The organism is Psychrobacillus sp. FSL H8-0483 (genome assembly GCF_038637725.1).
Taxonomy (GTDB): domain Bacteria; phylum Bacillota; class Bacilli; order Bacillales_A; family Planococcaceae; genus Psychrobacillus.
On record NZ_CP152052.1, the window covers coordinates 3,011,236 to 3,025,264 of the forward strand.

Sequence of the window (14,029 nt, forward strand, 5' to 3'; positions counted from 1 at the left end):
AAACTGGATAAAAGACATTGAATTCTGTAAATTCTATTTTGGTTAAGTCCTCGATCGATTAGTATTCGTCAGCTGCACGTGTCGCCACGCTTCCACCCCGAACCTATCTACCTCATCGTCTTTGAGGGATCTTACTTACTTGCGTAATGGGAAATCTCATCTTGAGGGGGGCTTCGTGCTTAGATGCTTTCAGCACTTATCCCGTCCACACATAGCTACCCAGCGATGCTCTTGGCAGAACAACTGGTACACCAGCGGTGTGTCCATCCCGGTCCTCTCGTACTAAGGACAGCTCCTCTCAAATTTCCTACGCCCACGACGGATAGGGACCGAACTGTCTCACGACGTTCTGAACCCAGCTCGCGTACCGCTTTAATGGGCGAACAGCCCAACCCTTGGGACCGACTACAGCCCCAGGATGCGATGAGCCGACATCGAGGTGCCAAACCTCCCCGTCGATGTGGACTCTTGGGGGAGATAAGCCTGTTATCCCCGGGGTAGCTTTTATCCGTTGAGCGATGGCCCTTCCATGCGGAACCACCGGATCACTAAGCCCGTCTTTCGACCCTGCTCGACTTGTAGGTCTCGCAGTCAAGCTCCCTTCTGCCTTTACACTCTTCGAATGATTTCCAACCATTCTGAGGGAACCTTTGGGCGCCTCCGTTACACTTTAGGAGGCGACCGCCCCAGTCAAACTACCCGCCTGACACTGTCTCCTACCCGGGTTACGGGTATGGGTTAGAATTTCAATACAACCAGGGCAGTATCCCACCGACGCCTCCTCCGAAGCTGGCGCTCCGGGCTCTAAGGCTCCTGCCTATCCTGTACAAGTTGCACCAAAATTCAATATCAAGCTATAGTAAAGCTCCACGGGGTCTTTCCGTCCTGTCGCGGGTAACCTGCATCTTCACAGGTACTATAATTTCACCGAGTCTCTCGTTGAGACAGTGCCCAGATCGTTACGCCTTTCGTGCGGGTCGGAACTTACCCGACAAGGAATTTCGCTACCTTAGGACCGTTATAGTTACGGCCGCCGTTTACTGGGGCTTCAATTCGCACCTTCGCTTGCGCTAAGCACTCCTCTTAACCTTCCAGCACCGGGCAGGCGTCAGCCCCTATACTTCACCTTACGGTTTTGCAGAGACCTGTGTTTTTGCTAAACAGTCGCCTGGGCCTATTCACTGCGGCTCTTCTAGGCTATTCACCCAAAAGAGCACCCCTTCTCCCGAAGTTACGGGGTCATTTTGCCGAGTTCCTTAACGAGAGTTCTCTCGCTCACCTTAGGATTCTCTCCTCGACTACCTGTGTCGGTTTGCGGTACGGGCACCTATCACCTCGCTAGAGGCTTTTCTTGGCAGTGTGAAATCAGGAACTTCGGACTAAGTCCTCGCCATCACAGCTCAATGTTATAGAATGCGGATTTTCCTACATTCACACCTTACTGCTTGGACGTGCATAACCAACAGCACGCTTACCCTATCCTTCTGCGTCCCCCCATTACTCAAACGGTGGTTTGGTGGTACAGGAATATCAACCTGTTGTCCATCGTCTACGCCTATCGGCCTCGACTTAGGTCCCGACTAACCCTGAGCGGACGAGCCTTCCTCAGGAAACCTTAGTCATACGGTGGACGGGATTCTCACCCGTCTTTCGCTACTCATACCGGCATTCTCACTTCTAAGCGCTCCACCAGTCCTTCCGGTCTGACTTCAACGCCCTTAGAACGCTCTCCTACCACTGATACCAAAGGTATCAATCCACAGCTTCGGTGATTTGTTTAGCCCCGATACATTTTCGGCGCAGCGTCACTCGACCAGTGAGCTATTACGCACTCTTTAAATGATGGCTGCTTCTAAGCCAACATCCTGGTTGTCTAAGCAACGCCACATCCTTTTCCACTTAACAAATACTTTGGGACCTTAGCTGGTGGTCTGGGCTGTTTCCCTCTTGACTACGGATCTTATCACTCGCAGTCTGACTCCCAAACATAAATCATTGGCATTCGGAGTTTGTCTGAATTCGGTAACCCGGGATGGGCCCCTAGTCCAAACAGTGCTCTACCTCCAAGATTCTTAACGTTTGAGGCTAGCCCTAAAGCTATTTCGGAGAGAACCAGCTATCTCCAGGTTCGATTGGAATTTCTCCGCTACCCACACCTCATCCCCGCACTTTTCAACGTGCGTGGGTTCGGACCTCCAGTAAGTGTTACCTTACCTTCATCCTGGACATGGGTAGATCACCTGGTTTCGGGTCTACGACCACATACTCATTCGCCCTATTCAGACTCGCTTTCGCTGCGGCTCCGTCTTCTCAACTTAACCTTGCATGTAATCGTAACTCGCCGGTTCATTCTACAAAAGGCACGCTATCACCCATTAACGGGCTCTAACTACTTGTAGGCACACGGTTTCAGGATCTATTTCACTCCCCTTCCGGGGTGCTTTTCACCTTTCCCTCACGGTACTGGTTCACTATCGGTCACTAGGTAGTATTTAGCCTTGGGAGATGGTCCTCCCAGATTCCGACGGAATTTCACGTGTTCCGCCGTACTCAGGATACACTCAAGAGAGAATGAACTTTTGACTACGGGGCTTTTACCCTATCCTGCGGACCTTTCCAGATCGCTTCGTCTAGCTCATTCCTTTGTAACTCTATGTAGAGTGTCCTACAACCCCAAGAGGCAAGCCTCTTGGTTTGGGCTATTCCCGTTTCGCTCGCCGCTACTCAGGGAATCGATTTTTCTTTCTCTTCCTCCAGGTACTTAGATGTTTCAGTTCCCTGGGTGTGCCACAGATACGCTATGTATTCACGTAAATGTACTGCTCCATTACGAACAGTGGGTTTCCCCATTCGGAAATCTCCGGATCAAAGCTCACTTACAGCTCCCCGAAGCATATCGGTGTTAGTGCCGTCCTTCTTCGGCTCCTAGTGCCAAGGCATTCACCGTGCGCCCTTATTAACTTAACCTAATATGGCTTCCAATTACTTGGAGTCCATTCAAAATTAGTAGTTAAAAGTACTACACAACATATAATCACCGAAGTGATTACAAATTGAATTTCTTGAATTTGTTTCTTTCAATGTCGTTTTATCCAGTTTTCAAAGAACAAGTTTTCAAATGCTCATAAAAATGAACATTCAAAACTGAACTGCAAAACGTTAAGATACAGATAAAAATCTGTATTCCGTAATATATCCTTAGAAAGGAGGTGATCCAGCCGCACCTTCCGATACGGCTACCTTGTTACGACTTCACCCCAATCATCTGTCCCACCTTCGGCGGCTGGCTCCCGTAAGGGTTACCCCACCGACTTCGGGTGTTACAAACTCTCGTGGTGTGACGGGCGGTGTGTACAAGGCCCGGGAACGTATTCACCGTGGCATGCTGATCCACGATTACTAGCGATTCCGGCTTCATGTAGGCGAGTTGCAGCCTACAATCCGAACTGAGAACGGTTTTATGGGATTAGCTCACCCTCGCGGGGTTGCGACCCTCTGTACCGTCCATTGTAGCACGTGTGTAGCCCAGGTCATAAGGGGCATGATGATTTGACGTCATCCCCACCTTCCTCCGGTTTATCACCGGCAGTCACCTTAGAGTGCCCAACTGAATGCTGGCAACTAAGATCAAGGGTTGCGCTCGTTGCGGGACTTAACCCAACATCTCACGACACGAGCTGACGACAACCATGCACCACCTGTCACCGCTGTCCCCGAAGGGAAAGATCTATCTCTAGAACGGTCAGCGGGATGTCAAGACCTGGTAAGGTTCTTCGCGTTGCTTCGAATTAAACCACATGCTCCACCGCTTGTGCGGGCCCCCGTCAATTCCTTTGAGTTTCAGTCTTGCGACCGTACTCCCCAGGCGGAGTGCTTAATGCGTTAGCTGCAGCACTAAGGGGCGGAAACCCCCTAACACTTAGCACTCATCGTTTACGGCGTGGACTACCAGGGTATCTAATCCTGTTTGCTCCCCACGCTTTCGCGCCTCAGCGTCAGTTACAGACCAGAAAGCCGCCTTCGCCACTGGTGTTCCTCCAAATCTCTACGCATTTCACCGCTACACTTGGAATTCCGCTTTCCTCTTCTGTACTCAAGTCCCCCAGTTTCCAATGACCTTCCACGGTTGAGCCGTGGGATTTCACATCAGACTTAAAGGACCGCCTGCGCGCGCTTTACGCCCAATAATTCCGGACAACGCTTGCCACCTACGTATTACCGCGGCTGCTGGCACGTAGTTAGCCGTGGCTTTCTAATAAGGTACCGTCAAGGTACGAGCAGTTACTCTCGTACTTGTTCTTCCCTTACAACAGAGTTTTACGATCCGAAAACCTTCTTCACTCACGCGGCATTGCTCCATCAGACTTTCGTCCATTGTGGAAGATTCCCTACTGCTGCCTCCCGTAGGAGTCTGGGCCGTGTCTCAGTCCCAGTGTGGCCGATCACCCTCTCAGGTCGGCTACGCATCGTCGCCTTGGTAGGCCGTTACCCTACCAACTAGCTAATGCGCCGCGGGCCCATCCTGTAGTGACAGCCGAAACCGTCTTTTAACATTTCCACATGTGAGGAAATGGATTATTTGGTATTAGCCCCGGTTTCCCGGAGTTATCCCAATCTACAGGGCAGGTTGCCCACGTGTTACTCACCCGTCCGCCGCTAAATCAGAAGAAGCAAGCTTCTTCGTCATTCGCTCGACTTGCATGTATTAGGCATGCCGCCAGCGTTCGTCCTGAGCCAGGATCAAACTCTCCATAATAGAGAACTTAAAAAGCTCATTTGTTTTGCTGGCATCATCATTAAATGATGTCAAAATTGTTTTGCTATCAAACTAACAGAAGTTAGTCTTTCAAGCTATATGTCTTAACGTTTTGCATGTTCAGTTTTCAATGTTCATGTTGTTTTCTCGTTTTGACGACTTTATTAGTATAACTTCTTTCGGATGTGATGTCAAACATTTTTTTAAGTTTTTAATTTTGTTTAACTCTCGTTCCGAAGGACAAGTATTAATATACATGTTTATAAAATAAAAAGCAACCCTTTTTTTATAAAAAAGGTATATTTAATTCATTAATAACTCTATTCCCTATTAATACATATACTTAAAAGGAAATTTGCTTTCTTATAAACACTTTTCTTCCTTATCCATTTGATTACAATACCACTTCAATCAAACTTCCACTAATGAACATTACACTCTCCTCGTACAGTTTTTAGCTTTTCTACTAAACTAAGTACTTTATTAATATAGATTATAAAATATACGTTCAATGAAACACCCTTTTCTAATGAGATAAGTGATACATCTTTTAAAAGGGTATGTAAGAATAAGAATTCGATTTTCACATATTGTTATATATCGCAAGTGAAGAGGAGGTATCCATCATGGATTGGTTTGCCAATTTAAACGGAAGTACAGAAATCATATTTAAATTATCTTTTGCTGCAGTATTAAGTTTAATAATAGGTATAGAGAGGGAACTTAAGAAGAAACCGATTGGATTAAAGACAAGTATAGTTATCGCTACTTTTAGTTGTTTGTTAACATACATATCTATAGAATCAGCATACAAAGCCCATGGACATGAAGGTGTTAACATTACAATGGATCCACTACGCTTAGCGGCTCAAATTGTAAGTGGTATTGGTTTTCTTGGTGCTGGCGTTATTTTACGCAAAGGAAACGACAGCATTAGCGGCTTGACAACCGCTGCCATGATTTGGGGAGCTGGTGGGATTGGAATTGCAATTGGAGCAGGTTTTTATTTAGAAGCTACCTTAAGTGTTTTTATTGTTTTAATTGGTATTGAGGTTATTCCTCCGCTTCTAGCTAAAATTGGACCAAAAAGACTGAGATCCAAGGAATTATCATTAAAAGTGGTCGTTTCAAATACAGACAGTATTACTAAAATGTATGAGTATTTAAAAGCTAATGGCTTCTATATAGAAAGTATTCGGATTAAAGATATCATTTTAGACAATAATATTATTAAGCATGAGATTTATATTCGATTATCTATACTTACCCAAAAAAATACTGTTGAATTTTATCACTCCATCATAAATCTGGAGTTCATCGAAACTGTAGAAGTAGAATCTATCTAACAAAAGGAGCTAACATATGGGAGAATTTTTTAGACTATTAAAAGGTGGAAACAAACCTTCCTTAATTGCAGCAATAGTTAACACAATTATAGCTGCTTTAAAAGGTGGAGCATTTTTTCTCACAGGTAATGTAGCTATGTTTGCAGAAATGATGCACTCAATTGGTGATGCAGCTAACCAGTTTTTTGTGTTTATCGGCTCAGCATTATCCAAAAAAGCACCTACTCCCAAATTTCCAAACGGTTTTGGAAGATTAGTGAATCTTGTTTGTTTAGGAGCCGTTATTTTGGTTGGTATCCTTTCGTACGAGACGATTAAAGAAGGATGGCACCACATCCAACATCCTGCAGAATCAACAGGTGTCGCTATCTCGCTTATCGTTTTAGGAATTGGTATCATCTTGGAAACAGTAGTTCTATATAAAGCTGGAAAAGAAATCTTACACGATGTTGGTGTTAAAGGAACATCATTCCTTTCTCCTCTTACAACTAGTTTTGCTCATTTAAAACGTGCTAAACCTGCTACAAAACTTGTATTTATGGAAGATTTAGTCGCTACATCTGGTGGTGTACTGGCATTCGTGGCGGTACTGATTTCTCATTTTACAGGATTTTTACAAGCTGAGGGTATTGCTTCTATTATGATTGGACTTATGATGTTCTATGTTGTAGGAAAAGTTTTCTTAGATAATGCACGAGGCGCATTAGGAGAAACCGATGAGCAAATGCTTGTTCATATTGCACTTATCGTTTCAGAAAACGAGCAGGTAAAAGATATTCAAGAATTAGAAGTAATAAAAGAAGGAGAATTTTTGCACGTGAAGTTAGTTGCAGAAATCGATCCGAGCCTTACCTTTGCACAACTAGACGACATTCGTGATGTATTAAAAGACCTTATCTTAAGTCAACAGGGCGTTACAGATGTAATCATCTCATTTGATGAAGATGATGGCGTTCAAGAATGGACCCATAAGGATGCTCGAACTGTATTAAAAACACATGACTGATTTCCAGTCATGTGTTTTTCTTTTTTATAAACATGCAGTTAAAATTTGTTTCGTGTCTTCTGCATTTAATTGATTAAAGTTACCGTAATTTCCACGTGCCATCGCTTTTTCAACCATTAGGTCAATTTTAGAACCATCAATATGGTAATCCGCTAAATTTGATGGAGCGTCTAATGAAGCCCAAAACTCTGCTAAGCGGTCAATACCTTCTAATGCAACTTCTTCGACAGACTTTCCTGTGGGATTTACATGAAACACGTTTGTTGCTAGCTTCGCAAATCGCTCTGGATTTACTTTCAAATTATAGCGCATCCATCTTGGAAAAATGATAGCCAAGCCTCCTGCGTGAGGAATATCGTACACGGCTGATACTGCATGTTCTATGTTATGGCTAGCCCAGTCACCGTTATATCCCATTTGTAAGAATCCGTTTAATCCCATAGTTCCAGCGAATAAGATTGTTTCACGTAACTCATAGTTCCCTAAGTCCTTTATAAGTTTTGGAGCAGTATCAATAACAGCACGAAGAACGCCCTCTATCATCTCGTCTTGAACAGGTGTATTTGTCGCATTGTGATAATATTGTTCAAACATATGAGACATCATATCGACAATTCCATAGACAGTTTGATCAAGTGGAACAGTAAATGTATTTTCCGGATCTAAAATTGAAAATTTAGGGAAAACAAGCGGGCTTCCCCAGCCATACTTTTCTTGTGTTTCTTCATTCGTTATAACGGAACCTGAATTCATTTCGGAACCAGTTGCAGCTAATGTTAGAATTGTAGCAAAAGGAAGTGCTTCTTGTGGAGTGGCTTTACGTGTAACTAAATCCCAAGCGTCTCCCTCATACTTCGCAGCTGCTACAATTAGTTTTGTACAATCAATAACAGAACCACCGCCAACTGCTAAAACAACATCAATTCCTTCTTTTTTACAAATCTCTGCTCCACGTTTTGCGGTAGAAAGTCTTGGATTCGGTTCAACACCAGCTAATTCAAAGACTTTGAAATCAGCCTGCTTTAAACTATTCATGACTTGATCGTATAAGCCATTTTTTTTAATACTTCCCCCACCATACACGACAAGTACTTTTTTTCCGTATAAAGAAAGTTCATCCGATAACTTATCTATTTGTCCCTTACCAAAAATTAATTTTACTGGATTATAAAATGAAAATGCATTCATCGAAACTCCTCCTCCAACGTACTTTTTTAATCATAAAAAAACCGCTTGATAAATTCAAGCGGTTCACATTATTGTTTATCTATTGATTATACCCAACCACGGAAACGTGATGCTTCTGCGGTTTTACGTACACCAACCATATATGCTGCTAAACGCATATCAATATTGCGTGTAGTAGCTACATCATAAATATTTTCAAAAGCTTCTACCATTTTTTTATTTAGTTTTTCATCTACTTCTTCTTCTGACCAATAATAACCTTGGTTATTTTGAACCCATTCAAAGTAAGAAACTGTTACTCCACCTGCACTAGCTAATACGTCCGGTACTAACAAAATACCTCTGTCGTAAAGTATTTTCGTAGCTTCAGTAGTTGTCGGACCATTTGCAGCTTCTACCACAATATTAGCTTTAATGTTATGAGCATTTTCAGCAGTAATTTGATTTTCAATTGCAGCAGGAACTAAAATATCACAATCTAACTCTAATAATTCTTCGTTAGAAATTGTATTTTCAAATAGAGTTGTTACAGTACCAAAACTATCACGACGATCTAATAAATAATCGATATCTAAACCATTAGGATCATGTAACGCTCCGTATGCATCAGAAATACCAATAACTTTTGCACCTTGATCACTTAAGAATTTCGCAAGGAAGCTTCCTGCGTTACCGAAACCTTGAATAACTACACGAGCACCAGTCATATCAATACCACGTTTTTTAGCAGCTTCGTTAATAATAATTGTAACACCTTGTGCAGTTGCTCGGTCACGACCTTGTGATCCACCAAGAACTAAAGGTTTTCCTGTGATAAATCCTGGAGAGTTAAATTGGTCCATACGACTATATTCATCCATCATCCAAGCCATAATTTGTGCGTTAGTAAATACGTCAGGAGCTGGAATATCTTTTGCTGGTCCAACGATTTGTCCTACTGCACGAACATATCCGCGACTTAAGCGTTCGATTTCTCCCATAGACATTTCACGTGGGTCACAAACTACCCCACCTTTACCTCCACCATAAGGAAGATCTACAATTCCTGCTTTTAAAGTCATCCACATAGAAAGTGCTTTCATTTCTTCTGGAGTAACTCCAGGATGAAAACGAACTCCACCTTTAGTAGGACCTACTGCATCGTTATGTTGTGAACGATAACCAGTGAATACTTTAACTGTATTATCATCCATTCTAACTGGAATTCTAACTTCTAACATACGAAGTGGTTCCTTTAGTAATTCGAACATCGCTTCATCGTAGCCTAGTTTTTGCAAAGCCTCTTTAATTACAGCCTGAGTTGATGTGAACAGGTTTAAATTTTCAGCCATTTGATTATTTCGCCTCTTTAATTCATAATGTTTTTCTTCGGAACAATTGTAACACAAATTAGTAGATGTTTGTCTATCAATTATTATTTATTAAAAACTTGTTTGATTTTCTCGATAGCCCAATCTAACTCTTCTTTAGAGATAATTAGTGGTGGAGCAAAACGGATTACTGTATCATGTGTTTCTTTACATAATAATCCTAATCCTTTTAATGCTTCACAGTAAGGACGTGCTTCTTCTGTTAATTCCATTCCGATAAATAATCCGCGTCCACGAACCTCTTTGATAGAAGGATGTTGAATTTCTTTTAACGCGTTTGCAAAATATTCTCCTAGTTCTAGAGAACGATCTGCTAACTTTTCGTCAATTAAAACATCAAGAGCTGCTAAAGATACAGCACATGCCATTGGATTACCACCAAAAGTAGAACCATGTGAACCTGGATTAAATACGCTTAATACATCACGGTTAGCAACGATACAAGAAATTGGGAATACCCCGCCTCCAAGTGCTTTACCTAGAATGTACATATCTGGTTCAACTTCTTCCCACTCACACGCAAACATTTTACCAGTACGGCAAAGTCCTGCTTGAATTTCATCGGCAATAAACAATACATTGTTTTCGCGACATAATTCAAGTGCAGCTTTCATGAATCCTGCAGGAGGAATGATGATACCAGCTTCTCCTTGAATTGGTTCAATTAAGAAAGCAGCTGTATTTGGAGTAATCGCAGCTTTAAGCGCTTCAAGATCACCATAAGGAATTAATTTGATACCTGGAAGCATTGGTCCGAATCCACGTTTGTATTCAGGGTCTGATGATAGAGATACTGCACCCATTGTGCGGCCATGGAAGTTCCCATTACATGCAATCACTTCTGCTTGATCTGCTTCCACACCTTTTACATCATATGCCCAACGACGAGCAGCTTTGAAAGCAGTCTCAACTGCTTCAGCACCAGTATTCATTGGTAATACCATTTCTTTACCAGTTAATTCACTTACTTTTTCATACCAAGGACCTAATTGGTCATTATGGAATGCACGAGAAGTTAAAGTAACTCGATCTGCTTGATCTTTCAATGCTTGAATAATTTTTGGATGACGATGCCCTTGGTTTACTGCAGAATACGCAGAAAGCATATCCATAAATTTATTGCCTTCAGGATCTTTTACCCAAACACCTTCCGCTTCTGAAACAACGATTGGAAGTGGATTATAGTTATTAGCACCAAATTTTTCAGTTTGTTCAATCACTTTTTGTGAAATAGTCATAGACACATACTCCTTTGTTTTTAAAGGGTAGGTAGACACATCATTGTGATGGGTCTACCTCCGTAAATATTAAAGCATTTCAGAAGTTGTTTTTGCTTGCATATGAAGTCCGATATAGTCTGGACCACCTGCTTTTGAATCTGTACCTGACATATTAAATCCACCGAATGGTTGGTATCCAACAATTGCACCAGTACATCCACGGTTAAAGTAAAGGTTACCTACGTGGAAGTCTTCACGAGCTTTTTCTAAATTCATGCGGTTATTAGTTATAACAGCACCAGTTAAGCCGTATTCAGTGTTGTTAGCAATTTCGATTGCTTCGTCGAAATCTTTAGCTTTTGTAATACCTACAACTGGACCAAAGATTTCTTCTTGCATAATACGAGCTGTTGGAGATAGGTCAGCAATTACTGTTGGTTGAATGAAGAAACCTTTTGAATCATCACCAGTACCACCTGTAACAAGGCGACCTTCTCCTTTACCGATTTCGATATAGCTCATAATTTTTTTGAAAGAAGCACCATCGATAACTGGACCAACAAAGTGTTCGTCGTTATCAGGAACACCAACTGATAAAGCGTTAGTTAACTCTTCTACACGATTTACTACTTGATCATATACATCTTCAACGATTACAGCGCGTGAACAAGCAGAACATTTTTGTCCACTAAATCCAAATGCTGATTTCACGATAGATTGAGCAGCTAATTCTAAATCTGCTTCTTTATCTACAACGATTGTATCTTTACCGCCCATTTCAAGGATTGTACGTTTAATCCAAATTTGACCATCAGATAATTTAGATGATTTTTCTACGATTCCTAAACCTACATCACGTGAACCTGTGAAGCTGATTAAACGTGTACGTGGGTGTTCAACTAGGAAGTCACCAATTTCAGCACCTGAACCAGGGATGAAGTTAACAACACCAGCAGGCATTCCAGCTTCTTCTAATACTTCGATAAATTTATAAGCAACTACTGGAGTAGTTGAAGCTGGTTTAAGTAAAACTGTATTACCAGCTACCATAGCAGCTACAGCTGTACCAGCCATAATTGCAAACGGGAAGTTCCATGGTGAAATAACAACTGTTACTCCTAGTGGAATATAGTCATAACGATTGTATTCGCCTGGACGGCTTTCTACTGGTTGACCATCTTTCAAACGAAGCATTTGACGACCATAATATTCAAGGAAATCGATCGCTTCAGCAGCTTCTACATCCGCCTCAACCCAAGTTTTACCTGCTTCTTTAGATAATAATGCAGAGAATTCAAATTTACGACGACGCATAATTGCTGCAGCTTTGAAAAGAACGTCAGCACGCACTTCTGGTTTTACTTTTTTCCAAGTGTTGAAAGTTTCATCTGCAATATCCATTGCTTTTGCAGCAATTTCTTTTGAAGCTTTAGATACAGAACCTACAACTTGCTCTTTGTTTGCTGGATTATAAGAAACAATTTTGCTTTCTGTTGTAATTCTTTCTCCACCAACGATTAATGGATACTCATCACCTAAGTATGCTTCTACTACTTTATAGCCTTCTTTAATTGCTTTTTTATTTTCTTCTTTCGAAAAGTCTGTGAATGCTTCATGTTTATAAGGTATCATGTAAATCCTCCTTTAATTGTTAGAGCAAAAAAAATTTGCGCTTTTAATTCAATTACATATATAATAATGCAAAAGATTATTGCGTTAATCAAGTAAAATATTCTAAAATCACAATTTTTTTTCGAGGTGAGCCAAATGACTAACACTATGGATAATCTTCTTCCTTTTTATAAATTTGCAACAGAGCAAGTGACTGTAGGGATCCACGCCGTCGACATCTTGGGTAAAACAATCATTTATAATGAAAAAATGAAAGAAATTGAAGGACTAAATTCTGTAGACGTGGTCGACCGTTCCATTCTGGAGGTTTTTCAATTTGAGCAACAAGAAAGTACATTACTCAAAGTGTTGCATAGTGGCAAGCCAGTATTACGTGTTAAACAAACCTATTGGAATCGAAATGGACAAGAAATTACTACGATTAATGATACATACCCCGTTTTTGAACAAGGTAACCTGATTGGTGCGATTGAGTTCTCCCGAGATATCACCACATTAGAAAGACTTATTTTTCAACCTTTAAAAAGGAACAGCGAAGCGATAACACTCTCCACGATTGCCGCAGAATCTCAATTAATGAAAGAAGTAAAAGAACGTTCGCTGAAAGCTGCCCATGTTCGAATGCCTGTCCTTTTAATAGGAGAAGCTGGTACAGGGAAGGATTTAATTGCTGAAGCTATTCACAATCAACTTTCTCCGACTAATGAACAATTTATTAACCTTCCTTGCCATAGTTCAGATGATCACTTTATTAATAAATTTGAACAAGAACTTTTACATCTATCTAACTGCACTATATTCTGTGAAAGAATCGACTTATTATCCATTGACTTACAAAATAAGCTTTTACAAATCCTAATGGAAAATAGAGATCAAAATCTATATATCGCAAGTATAGGACAGGATCCAATCGATTTAGTTTATCAAAATCAATTAAGTAAAGAACTGTACTATTATTTTGCGACTATGACGATTAATATTCCGCCACTTAGGTACAGAACGGATGATATTTTACCTATCATACATGATTATTTTCATCGTTATTTAAATCGTTATGGTTCGACCATTCAAGAGGTTGAAGATGAAGTAATCCAAGCGTTCTTAACCTATGAGTGGCCAGGGAATTTAAAAGAACTAGAGCTACTTTTAGATGAAATCAGCTCTATGATCACAACGGAAAGTATTTTAAAATTTGATATGCTCCCTCTACACTTTAAATTGAAGGTTCAGGATTTTAATGAAACCTCTAAAAAAGCAGAGGATTTTGTTATCTCCCCCGATAAAGAATTACTTCCTTTGGATGAATATTTAAGAGAAGCGGAATTTTATTATTTACAAAAAGCAATGGAAAAATACGATAGCAATATTACAAAGGCTGCGGAAGCTTTGGGGATGAGTCGCCAAAATTTACAATATCGCTTACGGAAAATGAAAAAGTAATGGAGGAAATTGGTGAATTATTGGGAAGCGTTTTAACGCAAATTCCGTTTCCACATGGATGTCGCGACTTT

At 41.1% G+C, this 14,029-nt stretch carries 7 protein-coding genes and 2 rRNA genes; 3 read left to right on the forward strand and 6 right to left on the reverse strand.

All coding sequences use genetic code 11. From position 1 onward, the window contains the following. Positions 1-38 precede the first annotated feature (38 nt). Positions 39-2,967, reverse strand: a 23S ribosomal RNA gene (locus MHB48_RS14525). A gap of 235 nt (positions 2,968-3,202) precedes the next feature. Further along, positions 3,203-4,756: ribosomal RNA gene (locus MHB48_RS14530) — 16S ribosomal RNA — on the reverse strand. The 16S and 23S rRNA genes sit together here, the layout of an rRNA operon. 626 nt (positions 4,757-5,382) lie before the next feature. Here MHB48_RS14530 and MHB48_RS14535 point away from each other — a divergent pair. Beyond that, positions 5,383-6,102: an MgtC/SapB family protein gene (locus MHB48_RS14535; protein ID WP_342598691.1), complete on the forward strand. Its 720-nt coding sequence runs from the start codon at positions 5,383-5,385 to the stop codon at positions 6,100-6,102. 16 nt (positions 6,103-6,118) lie between these two features. Beyond that, positions 6,119-7,108, forward strand: coding sequence for a cation diffusion facilitator family transporter (locus tag MHB48_RS14540; protein WP_342598692.1), 990 nt, complete (start codon positions 6,119-6,121; stop codon positions 7,106-7,108). A 24-nt stretch (positions 7,109-7,132) separates the two neighbouring features. On the opposite strand, the gene MHB48_RS14545 is transcribed toward MHB48_RS14540, so the two are convergent. The 4 genes from MHB48_RS14545 to pruA form a co-directional block, all read right to left on the reverse strand. Continuing rightward, on the reverse strand, positions 7,133-8,296 hold the full coding sequence (locus MHB48_RS14545; protein WP_342598693.1) for an iron-containing alcohol dehydrogenase: 1,164 nt from the start codon (positions 8,294-8,296) through the stop codon (positions 7,133-7,135). An 86-nt stretch (positions 8,297-8,382) separates the two neighbouring features. Further along, positions 8,383-9,627 (reverse strand): Glu/Leu/Phe/Val dehydrogenase, encoded by a 1,245-nt coding sequence (locus MHB48_RS14550; RefSeq protein ID WP_340922511.1) that lies wholly within the window; start codon positions 9,625-9,627, stop codon positions 8,383-8,385. A gap of 83 nt (positions 9,628-9,710) precedes the next feature. Further along, positions 9,711-10,904: an ornithine--oxo-acid transaminase gene (locus MHB48_RS14555; RefSeq protein ID WP_342598694.1), complete on the reverse strand. Its 1,194-nt coding sequence runs from the start codon at positions 10,902-10,904 to the stop codon at positions 9,711-9,713. 69 nt (positions 10,905-10,973) lie between these two features. Then, positions 10,974-12,518: an L-glutamate gamma-semialdehyde dehydrogenase gene (gene pruA, locus MHB48_RS14560; protein WP_342598695.1), complete on the reverse strand. Its 1,545-nt coding sequence runs from the start codon at positions 12,516-12,518 to the stop codon at positions 10,974-10,976. 135 nt (positions 12,519-12,653) lie between these two features. Here pruA and MHB48_RS14565 point away from each other — a divergent pair, with 135 nt between their 5' ends. Then, entirely contained in the window at positions 12,654-13,958 is a 1,305-nt protein-coding gene (locus MHB48_RS14565) for a sigma 54-interacting transcriptional regulator (RefSeq protein WP_342598696.1), read from the forward strand. The last annotated feature ends 71 nt before the right edge of the window (positions 13,959-14,029 follow it).

What these genes read in the sequence shown, in the direction of transcription:
- MHB48_RS14535 (WP_342598691.1), top strand. Translation starts at nt 5,383, where the DNA reads ATGGATTGGTTTGCCAATTTAAACGGAAGTACAGAAATCATATTTAAA.
- MHB48_RS14540 (WP_342598692.1), top strand. Translation starts at nt 6,119, where the DNA reads ATGGGAGAATTTTTTAGACTATTAAAAGGTGGAAACAAACCTTCCTTA.
- MHB48_RS14545 (WP_342598693.1), bottom strand. Translation starts at nt 8,296, where the DNA reads ATGAATGCATTTTCATTTTATAATCCAGTAAAATTAATTTTTGGTAAG.
- MHB48_RS14550 (WP_340922511.1), bottom strand. Translation starts at nt 9,627, where the DNA reads ATGGCTGAAAATTTAAACCTGTTCACATCAACTCAGGCTGTAATTAAA.
- MHB48_RS14555 (WP_342598694.1), bottom strand. Translation starts at nt 10,904, where the DNA reads ATGACTATTTCACAAAAAGTGATTGAACAAACTGAAAAATTTGGTGCT.
- pruA (WP_342598695.1), bottom strand. Translation starts at nt 12,518, where the DNA reads ATGATACCTTATAAACATGAAGCATTCACAGACTTTTCGAAAGAAGAA.
- MHB48_RS14565 (WP_342598696.1), top strand. Translation starts at nt 12,654, where the DNA reads ATGACTAACACTATGGATAATCTTCTTCCTTTTTATAAATTTGCAACA.